The 14,534-nt window shown below is 65.8% G+C and carries 19 protein-coding genes and 3 tRNA genes; 15 read left to right on the top strand and 7 right to left on the bottom strand.

Annotation, left to right across the window (positions count from 1 at the left end; genetic code table 11):
- Positions 1-160: 160 nt before the first annotated feature.
- On the bottom strand, positions 161-802 hold the full coding sequence (locus AAE021_RS15040) for an FAD-binding protein (RefSeq protein WP_342023113.1): 642 nt from the start codon (positions 800-802) through the stop codon (positions 161-163).
- Positions 803-1,096: 294 nt separating this feature from the next.
- Between AAE021_RS15040 and AAE021_RS15035 the strand changes: the two genes are divergently transcribed.
- Positions 1,097-2,089 carry a universal stress protein gene (locus tag AAE021_RS15035; RefSeq protein ID WP_342025433.1) on the top strand — a complete coding sequence of 331 codons (993 nt, stop codon included), beginning with the start codon at positions 1,097-1,099 and terminating at the stop codon, positions 2,087-2,089.
- A 3-nt stretch (positions 2,090-2,092) separates the two neighbouring features.
- Here the strand turns inward: AAE021_RS15035 and AAE021_RS15030 are convergent, their stop codons facing one another.
- Complete coding sequence (locus AAE021_RS15030) at positions 2,093-3,022, bottom strand: cation diffusion facilitator family transporter (RefSeq protein ID WP_342023112.1); 930 nt, start codon at positions 3,020-3,022, stop codon at positions 2,093-2,095.
- A 13-nt stretch (positions 3,023-3,035) separates the two neighbouring features.
- Positions 3,036-3,395, bottom strand: a complete 360-nt coding sequence (locus tag AAE021_RS15025) for a metallopeptidase family protein (protein ID WP_341394749.1) — start codon at positions 3,393-3,395, stop codon at positions 3,036-3,038.
- A 157-nt stretch (positions 3,396-3,552) separates the two neighbouring features.
- Between AAE021_RS15025 and AAE021_RS15020 the strand changes: the two genes are divergently transcribed.
- The 9 genes from AAE021_RS15020 (at position 3,553) to AAE021_RS14980 (ending at position 7,010) form a co-directional block, all read left to right on the top strand.
- Positions 3,553-3,625: transfer RNA gene (locus tag AAE021_RS15020), tRNA-Glu, on the top strand.
- Between the two features lie 59 nt (positions 3,626-3,684).
- Positions 3,685-3,758 (top strand) — tRNA-Asp (locus tag AAE021_RS15015).
- 58 nt (positions 3,759-3,816) lie between these two features.
- A tRNA-Phe gene (locus AAE021_RS15010) sits at positions 3,817-3,892 on the top strand.
- Positions 3,893-4,016: 124 nt separating this feature from the next.
- Positions 4,017-4,460 carry a pyridoxamine 5'-phosphate oxidase family protein gene (locus tag AAE021_RS15005; RefSeq protein WP_342023111.1) on the top strand — a complete coding sequence of 148 codons (444 nt, stop codon included), beginning with the start codon at positions 4,017-4,019 and terminating at the stop codon, positions 4,458-4,460.
- A gap of 57 nt (positions 4,461-4,517) precedes the next feature.
- A complete protein-coding gene (locus AAE021_RS15000) occupies positions 4,518-5,123 on the top strand; it encodes an Asp23/Gls24 family envelope stress response protein (protein ID WP_425362409.1) in 606 nt (201 codons plus the stop codon).
- A gap of 114 nt (positions 5,124-5,237) precedes the next feature.
- Complete coding sequence (locus AAE021_RS14995; protein ID WP_342023110.1) at positions 5,238-5,429, top strand: DUF2273 domain-containing protein; 192 nt, start codon at positions 5,238-5,240, stop codon at positions 5,427-5,429.
- The gene (locus tag AAE021_RS14990; RefSeq protein WP_342023109.1) at positions 5,426-5,821 is read left to right on the top strand and encodes a hypothetical protein; all 396 of its coding nucleotides are present in this window, start codon (positions 5,426-5,428) and stop codon (positions 5,819-5,821) included. The genes AAE021_RS14995 and AAE021_RS14990 overlap by 4 nt, the downstream gene beginning before the upstream one ends.
- Positions 5,818-6,402 (top strand): DUF6286 domain-containing protein, encoded by a 585-nt coding sequence (locus AAE021_RS14985; protein WP_342023108.1) that lies wholly within the window; start codon positions 5,818-5,820, stop codon positions 6,400-6,402. The genes AAE021_RS14990 and AAE021_RS14985 overlap by 4 nt, the downstream gene beginning before the upstream one ends.
- Complete coding sequence (locus tag AAE021_RS14980) at positions 6,399-7,010, top strand: hypothetical protein (protein WP_342023107.1); 612 nt, start codon at positions 6,399-6,401, stop codon at positions 7,008-7,010. The genes AAE021_RS14985 and AAE021_RS14980 overlap by 4 nt, the downstream gene beginning before the upstream one ends.
- 87 nt (positions 7,011-7,097) lie before the next feature.
- Here AAE021_RS14980 and AAE021_RS14975 read toward each other — a convergent pair whose 3' ends face one another.
- The 3 genes from AAE021_RS14975 to nadE are packed head-to-tail and all read right to left on the bottom strand — an operon-like array spanning position 7,098 to position 9,624.
- On the bottom strand, positions 7,098-7,952 hold the full coding sequence (locus tag AAE021_RS14975) for a hypothetical protein (protein WP_342023106.1): 855 nt from the start codon (positions 7,950-7,952) through the stop codon (positions 7,098-7,100).
- 1 nt (position 7,953) lies between these two features.
- The gene (locus AAE021_RS14970) at positions 7,954-8,757 is read right to left on the bottom strand and encodes an exodeoxyribonuclease III (protein WP_342023105.1); all 804 of its coding nucleotides are present in this window, start codon (positions 8,755-8,757) and stop codon (positions 7,954-7,956) included.
- A gap of 42 nt (positions 8,758-8,799) precedes the next feature.
- Positions 8,800-9,624 carry an ammonia-dependent NAD(+) synthetase gene (nadE, locus tag AAE021_RS14965; RefSeq protein ID WP_342023104.1) on the bottom strand — a complete coding sequence of 275 codons (825 nt, stop codon included), beginning with the start codon at positions 9,622-9,624 and terminating at the stop codon, positions 8,800-8,802.
- Between the two features lie 67 nt (positions 9,625-9,691).
- On the opposite strand from nadE, the gene pyrE reads away from it, so the two are divergent.
- Both pyrE and AAE021_RS14955 read left to right on the top strand, forming a co-directional pair.
- The gene (gene pyrE, locus AAE021_RS14960) at positions 9,692-10,261 is read left to right on the top strand and encodes an orotate phosphoribosyltransferase (protein WP_342023103.1); all 570 of its coding nucleotides are present in this window, start codon (positions 9,692-9,694) and stop codon (positions 10,259-10,261) included.
- A gap of 57 nt (positions 10,262-10,318) precedes the next feature.
- On the top strand, positions 10,319-11,314 hold the full coding sequence (locus tag AAE021_RS14955; protein ID WP_342025431.1) for an alpha/beta fold hydrolase: 996 nt from the start codon (positions 10,319-10,321) through the stop codon (positions 11,312-11,314).
- On the opposite strand, the gene AAE021_RS14950 is transcribed toward AAE021_RS14955, so the two are convergent.
- Positions 11,311-12,063 carry an HAD-IIA family hydrolase gene (locus tag AAE021_RS14950; protein WP_342025430.1) on the bottom strand — a complete coding sequence of 251 codons (753 nt, stop codon included), beginning with the start codon at positions 12,061-12,063 and terminating at the stop codon, positions 11,311-11,313. The two genes, AAE021_RS14955 and AAE021_RS14950, sit on opposite strands and share 4 nt — an antisense overlap.
- A 131-nt stretch (positions 12,064-12,194) precedes the next feature.
- On the opposite strand from AAE021_RS14950, the gene AAE021_RS14945 reads away from it, so the two are divergent.
- The 3 genes from AAE021_RS14945 to AAE021_RS14935 all read left to right on the top strand — a co-directional run bounded on the left by AAE021_RS14945 (position 12,195) and on the right by AAE021_RS14935 (position 14,458).
- Positions 12,195-12,893, top strand: coding sequence for a TrmH family RNA methyltransferase (locus AAE021_RS14945; RefSeq protein WP_425362408.1), 699 nt, complete (start codon positions 12,195-12,197; stop codon positions 12,891-12,893).
- Positions 12,894-13,010: 117 nt separating this feature from the next.
- Positions 13,011-14,030 carry a class II fructose-bisphosphate aldolase gene (fbaA, locus tag AAE021_RS14940; RefSeq protein ID WP_342023102.1) on the top strand — a complete coding sequence of 340 codons (1,020 nt, stop codon included), beginning with the start codon at positions 13,011-13,013 and terminating at the stop codon, positions 14,028-14,030.
- A complete protein-coding gene (locus AAE021_RS14935) occupies positions 14,030-14,458 on the top strand; it encodes a DUF3151 domain-containing protein (RefSeq protein ID WP_342023101.1) in 429 nt (142 codons plus the stop codon). Before fbaA ends, AAE021_RS14935 begins: the two co-directional genes overlap by 1 nt.
- The last annotated feature ends 76 nt before the right edge of the window (positions 14,459-14,534 follow it).

Genomic DNA, 14,534 nt, shown 5'->3' with positions numbered 1-14,534 from the left:
GGAATCCCGCCCCTCGATCTTATCGCGCCCCTTTAGCGGGCCCACGGGGCCGGATGCCGTTTGGGCGGGAGCTCAGAGTGAGGTTTATCTCTTTCAGCGGTGTGCGAGTCACGCTGCACTGCTGCCGATGCTGCTGCACCGGGGCGCTGCCCGGTGGCCCCTATCCGGTGCCGTAACGCAGGACGGAAGCGCCGTCGAGCATTGCGTTGCGGGCAGCAACTTCCTGGCCGGCCCGCTTTGCCTGGCGCACGAGTTCCCGGGTTGGCGCGGTCAGCGCCTCGCCGGCGCCAACGATATAGAGCCCGGCGTGACGCAGGGCATTGCGCAGTTCCGCGCCCGCCGCGAAACCGAGGGTGCGGATGAGCTTCACCAGCGCCGGCTGCCCACAGCCCGCGAGCACCACGGCGTCGGCCAGCAGGACTCCGTTGCGTGTGCGCACGATCCATTTCGCCGCGCCCGGTTCGGGGGCGGTGGAGACGCTCATGCCGCCGGAACCGCGCAGCAGTCCCAGCTCCTCGGCGGGGGTGCCGCGGCGGATGTCCAGCGAGTGCCCGGCGGCATAACCGTGCAGAAGGCGGAGCAGCTCCGTGCGTTCGGGGAGGGTCAGTGCATCCGGCACCTGGCCGTGCACCGGCTCGGTGTCCTTCCGGAGTCCGTTCAGGACGATGGGATCGAGGCCGTGGCGGCTGAGCTCGCTTGCCACTGCCAAGCCGGTCAGCCCGCATCCGATCACGACGGCGGCCGTCGCTTCGGTACCCGGCTCAAGTGCCGGGGCCACTGCGTCGTCATCACCGCTGTCCATTGTTTTACCCACCGAGGCAACCCCCTGACATAGATCAAGGCTGCAGGGACGGCGCCTCTTCCGTTCCCGCAGATTTACGTCGCCTGGTTGCCCGGGGACGGTCTTCGGTTGTGATGCCCCGAAGCCTATCTGTCGCGGACACCTCTGTGTAGTGCTGCGGGCGGCGTGTTTCGGTGGACCTCACGGCGGCGGGGGTCCGCACGGTACGCTACCGAAACAAGCACTGTTCCGGGTGTTCGATGAAGAACACGGCAGCGGGTAATGAACCATAAGGGGTGGGGCATTTTGACTTCAATGTGGAGCGAGTACGGCAAGCTGGAGGGATCGGCGGGCATCGTCGTGGGAGTGGACGGATCCGACCAAAGCCTCTGCGCCCTGGTGTGGGCCGCCAAGGAGGCCGAGCGCCGCAGGACTCCGCTGCACGTGGTCACGGCCTATACCGTTCCCATTTTTGCCGCCTCTTCCATGGACGCCGGATACACCACCATGGATGACGCGATCATCCGCGACGGCGCGCGCTCAGTGCTCAACAAGGCGCTGGAGCGCATCAGCGCATACAACATTGAAGTGTTTTCGCGGGTCGAGACCGGGGACGCGGCAGCGGTCCTGCTGGAACTGTCCGAAGAAGCTGACCTGATGGTTGTGGGCTCGCGCGGCCGCGGCGGTTTTGTGGGCCGCCTGCTGGGTTCGGTGTCCAGCGCACTGCCCGCGCACGCAAAATGCCCCACCGTCGTGGTGCCGCTGCGGACCGCGGGAAGGCTGCCCGAAGCCGGGGTTCGGCCTCCCGCGGGGGCGCCGACCGAACAAACGGTCGAGGACGTTGTGGTGGTTGGCGTCGACGGGTCGGAGCAGGGGCGCGCCGCTTCCCTCGTCGCTGCGGAGCAGGCGGTGAACCGGGGCCTGCCGCTTCATATTCTGTGCGCCCTTCCGCCGTTCAGCGGCTCGCTGGCCTGGGTTCCGGCTCCCATGGATCTGGAGGCGCTGCACGAAGAGATTTCCGAACAGCTGCGGGCCGGCCGGGCCTGGCTGCAAAGCCATTTCCCGGACCTTTCCATGACCGTTCAGCTGATCGACGGCCCGCCGGCGGAGATCCTCATAAACCGCACGGCTTCGGTGGAGCTGCTGGTCCTGGGCACGCGCGGCCGCGGCGGTTTTGCGGGAATGCTGATGGGATCCACCAGCCAAAGCGTCCTGCATCACGCCAAGGGGCCGGTCATGGTGGTTCCCGACCATGATGATCCCCGGCTGGCTGACCGCGCGGCGTTCGGTTCCGTCCCGGAGGACTAAGCCTCAGGCGTGCTGGTGTCCCTCATGGACCGCGTGGCTGGCGGGCTCGAGCTGGAAGGTGCAGTGTTCGGTGTCAAAATGCTGGCTCAGGCAGCCCGTGAGCCGGTCCAGCAGCTGGTCCATCCGCTCCGAGGTGAGGTGGTCGTCGTCGACCACCACATGGGCCGAGAAGACGGGAACGCCCGAGGTGATGGTCCAGATGTGGATGTCATGCGCGTCGGAAATCCCCTCCACCTTCACGATGTGTTCGCGGATCATCTCAGTGTCCACGCCCTGCGGGGTGGCTTCGAGCAGCACATCGATGACTTCCTTCAGCAGCGACCAGGCGCGGGGCAGGATCATGAGGGCAATAAGGATCGATGCCCAGGTGTCAGCCTGCTGGTAGCCGGTGAGCATGATGACCACGGCGGAGACGACGACGGCGGCCGAGCCCAGCAGGTCGCCGAGGACCTCGAGGTAGGCGCCGCGCACGTTCAGGCTTTCCTTGCGGCCGCTCTGCAGCACCAGCAGCGAGGCGAGGTTGGCCAGCCCGCCGATGATCGCTGCGCCGAGCATCAGGCCGGTGTGCACCTCGGGTTCGGAGCCGAAGCGGCGGATGGCTTCGACAAAAATGACCGTGGCAATGACAATCAGCAGCACGGCGTTGGCCAGCGCGGCCAGGACTTCGGCGCGCTGGTAGCCGTACGTCCGCCGCTTTGTCGGCGGGCGGGTGGCAATCCACGCCGCAAGAAGGGCGATGGAAACGCCGGCGGCGTCGGACAGCATGTGTCCGGCGTCGGCCAGCAGGGCCAGCGAACCGGAGAGCAGCGCGCCGGCAACCTGGATGAACACCACGCTGATGGTGATGAGGAAAACGATCAGCAGCTTGCGCCGGTGACGTCCCGTTGCGGTGCCCGCCGGCAGTCCGTGGCTGTGGCTGTGATGATCTCCCATGCCTTAAGGCTAGCTACCCCCAGCCGAGTTCATGCAGCCGGGCATCGTCGATGCCGAAATGATGGGCAACCTCATGGATAACGGTGATGCGGATTTCACGCACCAGCTCCTCCCTGGAGGAACACATCCGCATCAGTGGTCCGCGGAAAATAACGATCCGGTCCGGGAGTGACCCGGCGTCCCACCAGGAATCCCGTTCCGTCAGCGGCGTGCCGTCGTAGATGCCCAGGAGTTCGGTTTCCGGATCCTCGCCGGGCCCGGGAACATACTCGTCCTCAATGAAAATCGCGACGTTGTTCATGGCCGCCGCCAGGTCAGCGGGGATGGAGTCGATGGCATCATCAACTGCGGTCTCGAAGTCTTCGGGAAGCATGTTTATGGGCACCTAAGCCACTCTAACGGGAGCGGTGGCGCCGGGTGACCGCAGCCGTTTTGCTGTTTTCCCCAACAGGCCCTATAGTTTTATGAGTCCACCGGGGCGCAAACGAACGGAAACTTCCGATCTGGCTGCGTTCCAGTGTGTTCTAAAGGCCCCCATCGTCTAGCGGCCTAGGACACCGCCCTTTCACGGCGGCGGCACGGGTTCGAATCCCGTTGGGGGTACTCATGAGTGGTAATCGGGCCGGTGAAATGCTGGTAGAGTTTACACTCGTGAAAAGTAAGGCCCTGTAGCGCAGTTGGTTAGCGCGCCGCCCTGTCACGGCGGAGGTCGCGGGTTCGAGTCCCGTCAGGGTCGCTCAGATTTTCTGAAGCGATTTGGAAGATCTCGGTGATCATCGGTAGCGATGATGCCCGGCTCTGTAGCTCAGTTGGTAGAGCGTTCGACTGAAAATCGAAAGGTCACCGGATCGACGCCGGTCGGAGCCACCAGCTAAAACCCCGAACTCCACGAGTTCGGGGTTTTTCTTTGTCTTGTCCCGGCACCGTGCCGCAGCTCTTTCCAAATTCCCCCTCATTGCGCTTGACTGGTCCGAAATCTACTTCGGAGGCAATGATGGCGACGGATGCACGGGATTTTGCATGGGAAACCGCAGCGACTCACCGCAGCGAAGACCTGACCGAAACTGAATGCTGGACCCTTCTGGCCGCACAGGGAACCGGGCGGGTCGCGTATTCCGACAACGGCCGGGTGCTGGTCTTCCCGGTGAACTATGTTGTCCACGACAAGGCTGTCTACTTCCGCACCGCACAGGACGGCGTCCTCGGCGGTGGATCGGATCACCGCAGCGCATCCTTCCAGATTGATGACCATGACCCGCTTCGGATGGACGGCTGGTCCGTCCTGCTCAGCGGGAGGGCCGAGCCCGTTGTGGACTCCGAGCTGCTGACGACACTCTGGGGGCGGCGCATGGCCGAGCCCTGGGGCGGCGGGCAGCGTGATGTTTTTATCGGAATCCAGCCCACCGTGGTGACCGGCCGCAGGGTCGGGATGCGGTGAGCAGCGTCGGGAAGCGGACCTGCCCGCAGACCAGGGCTGCAGGATACGCTGGGCCTTATGGATGACGCCCAGAACCAGAACTTTCCTCCAGCCAACATGCCCCCGGCAGTCAGCGGTTCCACGGATGCTGCCGCCATGCCTCCCCGCACGCCGGCCCACGCTCCGGCGCCTACGCCGGCCCACGCGCCCGCTCCGGTGCAGGCGCCTTCGGGTGTGCAGGCTCCACTAGCTGCGGAGGCAGCCGCCGCCGCATCCGGTGTCCTGCCGGAAAATGTCGGCGGCAAGACGGCCATCAGCGAGCAGGCCGTGGCCAAGGTTGCCGCCATTGCCGCCCGTTCGGTGGAGGGCGTCTATGCGCTCGGCACCGGTTCCGGCCGTGCGCTCGGTGCGGTCCGGGACGCGGTGGGAGGATCCAGCGCCACGCAGGGAGTCCACGTGGAAGTCGGCGAAACCGAAGTGGCGGTCGACGTCACGCTGGTGGCTGTGTACGGCATCCCGCTGACCCGGATCGCCGATGCTGTCCGGGCTGCCGTCTACTCGGCGGTGGAATCCCTGGTGGGCCTGCGGGTGGTCGAAGTCAACGTGGACGTCAACGACGTGCAGGTTCCGGGAGCGCCGGAAGGCCGCCCGGATAAGGCCCGGACTGGTTCCTCTCCGGCCTAGCGGGCAGCGGAGGACGCAGCGGGCGAGGCAGCGCGGGAGCAAGCGGTATAGGGTCGAAGAGAGCCAGGAACGCAACACCAGGAACACCAGGAACACCGTCATGAGGCAGGAACAATGAAACCAACCGTTACGGGCATGGCGATCGGGGCAGTTTTGGCCTTCACCGCCCTGATTTTCGATTTTTGGGGGTTCCTTCTGATGGCGCTGTTCATCGCTGTGGGTGCCCTGTGCGGGCGCGCCGTGGAGGGCAAAGTGGACTTCCGCACCGTCCGTGATGCGCTGACCGGACGCCGTTCCTCCTCGTGAGCCACGCCGTCCTGGCCTCCGCTCCGGCCGCTGAACGTGCTTCCGGGCTGGCCGGCCACAACCGCATCAGCACCCAGGCGCTGACTTCCACGGCGAAGGCGGCGGCGGCGGAGTTTTTCGGTGTTCCCTCGTCTTCCATCCGTGTTGCGTGGTCCGATGACCAGGGGATGCTGGCCATGTCCCTGTCCCTGCCGGTGTCGCTGCCGGCCCTGAACCGGATAGCCGCTGATCCCGGGGTTATCGAGCGCGCCGGCGGATCGGTATGGGACCGCGCCCACGCGGCGAAGCCGTTCCTGAAAGACAAAGTCACAGCTCTGACCGGATCACTGGTGTCCCGGGTGGACATCCGCGTCACCGGCGTCCAGATCAACGAAGGAAGCAGGGTCCGTTGAACAGCAACGACTCCCTCACCCGGCGGATCGTGCGCCGGGAAACCCATGCCAGCCGGACACCGGGTTCCATGATTGCAGCGTTTCTGGGGATCCTCTTCTGCCTTTACGTTTTGCTGGAGGCCACGCTGCAGGCGCTGGGCCAGGATGCCTGGCTAACGGATCCGGCAGCGCTCGGCGCCTGGCTGTCACGCCTGCCCGCGGAAGCCGACAGCGGTGTCCTGGGGCTCAGCGGCCTGTTGCTCCTGCTGGCGGGGCTGGCCTTTTTCCTGCAGTCGGTCCTGCCGGGCCGCCGCCCGCGCTACGCGCTGCCCAACCCGAGGGCCGCCGTCGTCGTGGACGCAGAAGTGCTGGCCTCCTCGCTGGCACGCCGCGCACGGCTCACGGCCGGGGTCACCGCCGAACAGGTGCTGGTCACCGTCGGCCGGACCCGTGTTGATGTGCGCATCCGCCCCACCTCGGGCGTGCCGGTCAACGGCGACGTGGTGCGGGAGGCCGTGGAGGATGAACTCCGGCTGACCGGACTGGATCCGCAGCCCGAGGTCCGGGTGCAGGTTTCCACCCTTGGGGTGATTGGACAGTGAACCGGACTCCCAGATCACTGAACCGAATCCTGCTGGGACTGCTGGGGCTGATCCTGATCGGCGTCGGCGGCGGACTGCTGTGGATCAGCGTTGACGGCGGTGCCGCCCGCCGCTGGCAGTCCTTTGCGCCCGGTGTGCTGGATAGGCTGCGGGACATTGGGGAGCAAACAGCCATGCCCGGCCAGTCACAGAGCTGGATCTGGGCCTTGCTGGCCCTGGTCATGGTCGTAACGATCGTGCTGCTGATTCTCTGGGCCGCTGCGCAGGGCCGGGGCCGGACCGGCACCCTGGTTTCGGAATATGACGATGACGGCGCGCCGGGACGGGTGGCGATCAGCGGGGCCATGGCGGAACAGGCGCTGCGTTCGGCGCTGCAGGAAGACCCGGACGTGGCCGCCGCGGCAGTGAGCACCTACGACGTCCGCGGCAGTTCCGCGCTGCGGATCCGCATCAACCCCCGGCAGGGCGCCGCGCCGCACCTCATCGCGGCCGATGCCACCGCGCTGGTGGAAGCGCTCGACGTCGCGCTGGGCCGGGAAACCCCGGTGCTGATCAGCATCGACGGCGGCCGGAAGCTGCGCTTCAGCCGGGAGGACCGCGTCCGCTAGCCCACTCCGCGACATGGCAGAAAGTGTCCCTCTGAGCGCTGGTACGTGCAGTTTCCGCCATCTCGCGGGCTAGGAAGGGAGGAAGGGCTAGCTTGCGCGGGCCAGCTGGCGGATCGGAATCCAGCGGTTGGCCAGCCGGCGGTATGACGCCGCGGCTCCGGTCATGTCTCCTTCGGCCAGCGACTCGATGCCCAGCCGCACGTCAGAGGGCGAATCATCGGGGAACACCAGGTCCGCCACCGGGCCGTAGTCCAGTTCCAGGACCGCGTCCTCGGAGAAGATCTCCAGCCAGTTGGTGAGCTCATCCAGCTCGTCCAGCAAATCCAGTTCCGGGGCGGCCAGCGCCAGCGCGGCAGTGGCCCGCCGGGCCCGGTCCAGGCACTGGCTGACGGGTGCGGTCAGCCGCACGGTCTGGACCTTCCCGTCATCCTCCACTACCTCGGAGTGGTCCTCCTCATGCAGCAGCACGAACCAGCCGAACGGGACACCCCAGGTAGCCGACCGGGTGTGCAGGTGTGCCAGGGAGTCGGCGAAGGAATCGGGATCGATGCGGGCGGCGTGCGCCTCGCGGGCCACCTCGGGCACCAGGACGTCCACCAGCGGTCCGCGGATGCTCTCGCCCAGTGACTCCGCAGCCAGCGACGCCCGGACCGCGAGCTGGTTGGGGCAGTACAACCGCCGGGTGGTTCCTTCATGGCCCGGGTAGTGAAGCACCCGCACCAGGTCGGTGGTGCTGTGCGGGAAGGGATCCGAGACGGCGCGCACCAGGCGGCGCACGGCGTCGCTGCGGTCCAGCACTTCGGTTTCGTGCCGGCCGCGGGAGCGCTGCTCCATGATGGCCAGCTGCTGGTTGTCGTCAAACACATCCAGCGGTTCGTAAACGCGCAGATGTGACACGTAGGGGAACGTGCGGTAGAGGGAGCGCTGCGGCTGCCCGCTCACGTCAGTCCAGCTCCACGATCACGGGCGCGTGGTCCGAGGCGCCCTTGCCCTTGCGCTCCTCGCGGTCAATCGAGGCACCGGTGACACGGGCGGCAAGCGCCGGGGAGCCGAGGACGAAGTCGATGCGCATGCCTTCCTTCTTCGGGAACCGCAGCTGGGTGTAATCCCAATATGTGTAGACGCCGGGTCCGGGCGTGTAGGGACGGGCGACGTCGGTGAATCCGGCGTCGAGGAACGCCCGGAAGGCCTCCCGCTCGGGTTCGCTGACGTGAGTGTGGTTCTCGCGCCGGAACAGTTCGATGTCCCAGACATCGTCATCCTGCGGCGCAATGTTCCAGTCGCCCATCAGGGCCAGCGGCAGGTCCGGGTTTTCCTTTATCCAGCCTGCGGCCTGGTCCTTCAGGATGTCCAGCCACGCCAGCTTGTAGGGCATGTGGGGATCGTCAAGGGACCGGCCGTTGGGCACATAGAGGCTCCAAATCCGGACCCCGTTGCAGGTTGCGCCAATGGCGCGCGCCTCCGACGCCGTGGTTTCCTCGGTCTTGCCGAACTTCGGCTGGCCCGGGAAGGTGCGCTCGACGTCGTCGAGCCCCACACGCGAGGCAATCGCCACGCCGTTCCACTGGTTCACGCCAAAGTGCGCAACCTCGTAGCCGTTGTTCTCAAAGATCTCCCACGGGAAATTCTCGTCCTTGGCCTTGGTTTCCTGAATGGCCAGGACATCGACGTCGGAGCGCTGCAGCCACGCTTCGACGCGGTCGGCGCGGGCACGGATGGAGTTCACATTCCAGGTAGCAATCTTCACCCTTGCTACGTTACCGAATGAGCCGCCGGATCAGGGCATGCCTCAGGGCTTCCACCACGTGTCCAAGATGCTGACCGGCACCGTGCGCTTGTGCCGGGTCATCAGGAAGCGGCGCTCAATCTTCTCCGCCGCGTCCTCGGGAACCTCCCGGCCTTCGAGATAATCGTCAATGGTGTCGTAGCTGATGCCCAGCTCCGTCTCGTCGGTCTGGCCGGGGACGTCGTCGAGCAGATCCGCCGTGGGAGCCTTGCTGATCAGGGCCTCCGGCGCGCCGAGTTCAGCCAGCAGCTGCCGGTTCTGGCGCTTGTTCAGCCCGAAGAGCGGCAGGATGTCCGCACCGCCGTCGCCGTATTTAGTGAAGAACCCGGTGACGGACTCCGCTCCGTGGTCGGTGCCGATGACCAGCAGGTTGCGCTCTCCGGCGACGGCGTACTGGGCGGTCATCCGCGCCCGGGCCTTGATGTTGCCCTTGTTGAAGTCGCTGAGCTGCTCGCCGCTCATTTTCACGTACTCCTCCTGGTACCCGTCAACGGCCGGAGCAACGTTGTAGACCCAGGAAAGGGTGGGACGGATGAACTCCAGCGCTGCCTGGGCATCCGCCTCATCGTGCTGGACCTGGTAGGGCAGCCGCAGCGCGATGAACTGGGATTCGATGCCCTCGGCGGTGAGCTCGTCGACGGCAAGCTGGGCCAGGCGGCCGGCCAGCGTGGAGTCCACGCCCCCGCTGATCCCCAGCACAAATCCGTTGGTGTGGGATGCCTCGGCGTAGGACTTGAGGAAGTCCACCCGCCGGCGGATTTCAGCCGTGGCATCGATTTCGGGCTGCACGCCCATTTCCGCAATGATTTCAGCTTGTAGTTGGCGCATGTGCTCCACCCTATATCTCCCGTCACATCAGCGGTGGGGAAAGTGCGGCTCGGCTAGGATTGAGGCCATGACCGCGCCTGTTTCACCTGCTGCCCGTGCCCGCCTCCTGGATCTGATTGATGAGTTGGCGGTGGTCCGCGGCAAAGTGATCCTCTCCTCCGGAGCCGAAGCCGACTACTACATTGATCTCCGCCGGATCACCCTGCACCACGAGGCCTCACAGCTGGTGGGAGACGTGATGCTGGACCTGATCGACCGGGCCGGAATCTCCTTCGAAAGTGCCGGCGGACTGACCATGGGCGCTGACCCGGTGGCCACCGCGGTAATGCATGCCGGGGCCCGGGCGGGCCGTCCCATCGACGCGTTTGTGGTCCGCAAGGCGCAGAAGTCCTACGGCATGGGGCGCCAGGTGGAGGGCCCCGATGTTGCCGGCCGCAACGTCGTGGTCCTGGAAGACACCTCCACCACGGGCGGTTCCGCGCTGACCGCAGTGGAAGGCGTGCGGCGGGCCGGAGGCAACGTGGTGGCCGTTGCCGTGATTGTGGACCGGGACACCGGGTCGAAGGAGCGCATTGAGGCTGAAGCCGGCGTGCCGTACCTGTACGCCTATGGCAAGGATGAACTGGGTCTGGACTAGGGCCGGAACGCCGGCTGCTTCCGGAATGCCAGCTTGGGAAACCGGGTCTTCGTGAGCATGGACCCGGCCGACTTCCTGCGGTCGGCGGAGAGCCTGAAGCGGTTCTCCCGCCGCCGCTTCCTCGCCGGCAGCGCGCTTGGCCTGACCCTGGCCGCGGACCTCTATGTCACCCGCAGGATTCAGCGGTACCGCGAAGACCTGGAGATCCTGCGCGTGCGCGACGACGAGGCCGAGCGGCGCTTTCCGGCTGCATCCTGGTTCCTGTTCCCCGGCTACAAAACAAGCTGGGAAGAGACCGTATGGATCCTGAACTCGCTGCGCCCTGCGCTCATCCCGCGCGGGCAAATGGCCGGCGTCGGGTACTCCAACCTCGGGCTGGACGTTGACGACATCGTCGCCGCGGTCTTCCGCTACATCCGCAACCACCAGCTGCGGCGCATCTACTTTTACGGCCACAGCTTCGGCGGGATGCTTGCCGTGGAAGTGGCTGCACGCCTGCTCGAGCGGGGCGTCGCCGTCGAACTCATCATTCTGGACTCAAGCCCGGCAGGCGCCCAGGACGTGCTGGACCGCGCCATGTTCCGCGGCGTCGCGGCCCTGTACGACGCCGGCTACCGCATTCCCAGCGTGCTGCGCGGCGGCTACGAACTGGGGGAGCGGGTCCTGCACAAGGACGAGAGGACCTGGGACACGGTGGTGGACCAAACCCTGGAGCAGCTGTCCCCGCTGGCGCCGTCCACCACCCTGATCCAGGCCGAAGCGTCCTACATTTACCATTTCGACGCACGGCTGTACGCCGCGGCCCTGGGCGGCGCGTCGCTGGCCTTCATCGGCAACCCGGAGGATAAGACGGTCAACTACTTCAGTGCGAAGTACGAGTGGGCCGCGGTCTTTCCCGACAACATCGTCACCACCTCCCCGGTCACCGAAGGCGCCAGGCCCGCCCACGCCAGTCCGCAGTGGAACCCGGGCATCTACCAGGAGGTGGTGCGCGAAGTGCTGCGGCTGTACTCCCCGCCGGAGCTTGGCGGCGGGCTGAGGTCCGTGTTCTAGACGGTGTCGATCAGGTCAGCCACTGAATTCATGATCTGGGTGGGACGGAACGGATACCGGTTGATGTCCTCGCGCTGGGTGATGCCGCTGAGCACCAGCACCGTATGCAGTCCGGCCTCGATACCCGCCACGATGTCGGTGTCCATCCGGTCACCGATCATGGCCGTGGTTTCCGAGTGCGCGTCGATCTTGCGCATCGCGGAACGGAACATCATGGGATTGGGCTTGCCCACAATGTAGGGCTCCATGCTGGTGGCCGCCGTGATCAGGGCGGCGATGGCGCCCGTGGCCGGCAGGACGCCCTCGTGGGATGGTCCGGTGACGTCCGGGTTGGTGGCGATGAAACGGGCGCCGCCGAGGATCAGGCGGATGGCCTTGGTGATGGTGCCGAAGGAGTAGGTGCGGGTCTCACCCAGCACCACGTAATCCGGGTTTGTGTCGGTGAGGATCATTCCGGCCTCGTGCAGCGCCGTCGTCAGTCCGGCTTCTCCCACCACGAAGCAGCGGCCGGGAGCGCCGGTGTTCTTCACCTGGTCCTTGAGGAACTCTGCGGTGGCCAGCGCCGAGGTCCACAGGTTCTCCTCCGGCACCTCGAGCCCGGAGGCGCGGAGCCGCGCGGCCAGGTCACGCGGGGTGTAGATCGAGTTGTTGGTCAGCACCAGGAACCGCTTTGATGTGGCCACCCACCGTTCAATGAGTTCGGCTGCTCCCGGAATGGGATGGTTTTCATGGACCAGGACGCCGTCCATGTCCGTCAGCCAGCATTCAATGTTCTCGTTTTCGCCCACGCTGTTCCTTTTCCTTGCCTGCGGCCGGGTTCCCCCTGGGCCGCTGTTGCCTCGTGATCCTGCGGTTCAGTCTTTCACCTTAGGCTTGTTGGGTGATAGACAGCGTTGAGCAATTGCCGGAGAACCCTGAGTTAACAGTCGAAACCGCCGAACCCGCCGGCCCGGACGCGGTGCCGGTCCACCAAATCGGTGTCGGTCCCTGGGAAGGGCCGCTGCCCGAGGGCGGGCACTGGGATCCCGAACTGCTGGTCAACGGCGACACCCGCAACGTGGTGGACCAGTACCGGTACTGGAAGCATGACGCCATCGTGGCCGACCTGGACTCGAAGCGGCATCCCTTCCACGTCGCGATCGAAAACTGGCAGCATGACCTCAATATCGGATCCGTTGTGCGCACCGCCAATGCCTTCATGGCCAAGGAAGTGCACATCATTGGCCGACGGCGGTGGAACCGGCGCGGCGCCATGGTCACCGACCGCTACCAGCACGTGCGCCACCACCCCACCGTGGAGGAGTTTGTCGAATGGGCCCAGGGCGAGGGGCTGCACATCATCGGGATCGACAACTTCCCGGACTCCGTGCCGCTGGAAACCTATGAGCTGCCGGAAAACTGCGTGCTCGTGTTTGGGCAGGAAGGTCCCGGCCTGACCCCGGAGGTTCACGCCGCGGCGGACGCCACGCTGTCCATTGCCCAGTTCGGTTCCACCCGGTCCATGAACGCCTCGGCCGCCGCCGCCATTGCCATGCACGGATGGGTCCGCCGGCACGTCTTCGGCCAGCGGGTGAACTAAGCCGGTGACACGCCCTGATGCCGGAAGGCGACTTGTGGCTAGGATGTAAGGAGCCAATGAGGGCCTGGCTCTGCCGTGACCGGCCCGCCGTAGATCAACCTTCCACGAGGAGTCAGCATGCCTATTGCAACCCCCGAGATTTATGCCGAGATGATCGACCGCGCCAAAGCCGGGGGATTCGCATATCCGGCCGTGAACGTCACCTCGTCCCAGACGTTGAATGCGGCGCTGGCAGGTTTCGCCGAGGCGGGTTCCGACGGCATCGTCCAGGTGTCCACCGGCGGCGCCGCATACTGGTCCGGCGCCAAGGTCAAGAACATGGTCACCGGCTCCCTCGCCTTCGCCGCCTATGCCCGTGAAGTTGCCAAGAGCTACAACGTGAACATCGCGCTGCACACTGACCACTGCCCCAAGGACAAGCTGGATGACTTTGTGCTGCCCCTGCTGGCGGCGTCCGAGGCAGCGGTCAAGCGCGGCGAAGATCCCATCTTCAACTCCCACATGTGGGACGGCTCCGCGGAAACCCTGGAAGAGAACCTGCGGATCGCGCAGGAACTGCTCGCCCGCACCCACGCCGCCAAGATGATCCTCGAAGTGGAAATCGGCACCGTGGGCGGCGAGGAGGACGGCGTGGAGAACGCCATCAACGACAAGCTGTACACAACGGTTGCGGACGGCACCAAGACCATTGAGGCGCTGGGGACCGGCGAGAAGGGCCGCTACATTACGGCGCTGACCTTCGGCAACGTGCACGGCGTGTACAAGCCCGGCGGCGTCAAGCTGCGCCCGGAAATCCTCAAGGACATCCAGGACGCTGTGGGTGGTTCCCTCGGCAAGGAACGCCCGTTTGACCTGGTCTTCCACGGCGGCTCGGGCTCGTCCGCCCAGGAGATTGCCGACGCAGTCTCCTACGGCGTGATCAAGATGAATATCGACACTGACACCCAGTACGCCTACACGCGCCCCGTTGCGGACCACATGTTCCGCAATTACGACGGCGTGCTGAAGGTTGACGGCGAGGTTGGCAACAAGAAGCAGTATGACCCGCGCGTATGGGGCGCGTCGGCTGAAGCCGGCATGTCCGCACGCGTGATGGAAGCAGCCCAAACCCTAGGATCGGCAGGCAAGTCCCTCTAATGTCAGATGAATTCCGCAAGAACCTGCTCGGCCCCGAGCCCACGTACCTGCCCGAGGAGTCCGACGTCGTCGCTCGCCTCGAAGCCGGAGACGAAGCCCTGGACCTGGCAGCGAAGCACCCCACCTCCTCCCAGGTTTGGGCAATCCTCGCTGACGAGGCCTTTGATGAAGGCCGCACCATCGAGTCCTACGCCTACGCCCGGGTCGGCTACCACCGCGGCCTGGATGCGCTGCGCCGCTCAGGCTGGCGCGGCGCCGGCCCCATCCCCTGGGAGCATGTGCCGAACCAGGGCTTCCTGCGCGCGCTGTACGCGCTGGGCCGTGCGGCCGCAGCCATTGGCGAGAGCGAAGAAGTGGACCGCATCACGAAGTTCCTGAATGAGTCGGACCCGCAGGCAAAAATCGCCATTGAGGGCCGCGAGTCCTAGACTCGTCCGCACCTAAGCCGGCAGCCCCTCTTTCCGGGGGTTGCCGGCTTACGTTGTGTCCGGGGGCTTTTGTTCG

It is taken from the genome of Arthrobacter citreus, assembly GCF_038405225.1.
Lineage (GTDB): Bacteria > Actinomycetota > Actinomycetes > Actinomycetales > Micrococcaceae > Arthrobacter_B > Arthrobacter_B citreus_A.
Note: the sequence above shows the minus strand (reverse complement) of the source record. Positions and strands in the feature narration are given on the sequence as shown.

What these genes read in the sequence shown, in the direction of transcription:
- AAE021_RS15040 (WP_342023113.1), bottom strand. Translation starts at nt 802, where the DNA reads ATGGACAGCGGTGATGACGACGCAGTGGCCCCGGCACTTGAGCCGGGT.
- AAE021_RS15035 (WP_342025433.1), top strand. Translation starts at nt 1,097, where the DNA reads ATGTGGAGCGAGTACGGCAAGCTGGAGGGATCGGCGGGCATCGTCGTG.
- AAE021_RS15030 (WP_342023112.1), bottom strand. Translation starts at nt 3,022, where the DNA reads ATGGGAGATCATCACAGCCACAGCCACGGACTGCCGGCGGGCACCGCA.
- AAE021_RS15025 (WP_341394749.1), bottom strand. Translation starts at nt 3,395, where the DNA reads ATGCTTCCCGAAGACTTCGAGACCGCAGTTGATGATGCCATCGACTCC.
- AAE021_RS15005 (WP_342023111.1), top strand. Translation starts at nt 4,017, where the DNA reads ATGGCGACGGATGCACGGGATTTTGCATGGGAAACCGCAGCGACTCAC.
- AAE021_RS15000 (WP_425362409.1), top strand. Translation starts at nt 4,518, where the DNA reads ATGGATGACGCCCAGAACCAGAACTTTCCTCCAGCCAACATGCCCCCG.
- AAE021_RS14995 (WP_342023110.1), top strand. Translation starts at nt 5,238, where the DNA reads ATGAAACCAACCGTTACGGGCATGGCGATCGGGGCAGTTTTGGCCTTC.
- nadE (WP_342023104.1), bottom strand. Translation starts at nt 9,624, where the DNA reads ATGCGCCAACTACAAGCTGAAATCATTGCGGAAATGGGCGTGCAGCCC.
- pyrE (WP_342023103.1), top strand. Translation starts at nt 9,692, where the DNA reads ATGACCGCGCCTGTTTCACCTGCTGCCCGTGCCCGCCTCCTGGATCTG.
- AAE021_RS14955 (WP_342025431.1), top strand. Translation starts at nt 10,319, where the DNA reads ATGGACCCGGCCGACTTCCTGCGGTCGGCGGAGAGCCTGAAGCGGTTC.
- AAE021_RS14950 (WP_342025430.1), bottom strand. Translation starts at nt 12,063, where the DNA reads ATGGACGGCGTCCTGGTCCATGAAAACCATCCCATTCCGGGAGCAGCC.
- fbaA (WP_342023102.1), top strand. Translation starts at nt 13,011, where the DNA reads ATGCCTATTGCAACCCCCGAGATTTATGCCGAGATGATCGACCGCGCC.
- AAE021_RS14935 (WP_342023101.1), top strand. Translation starts at nt 14,030, where the DNA reads ATGTCAGATGAATTCCGCAAGAACCTGCTCGGCCCCGAGCCCACGTAC.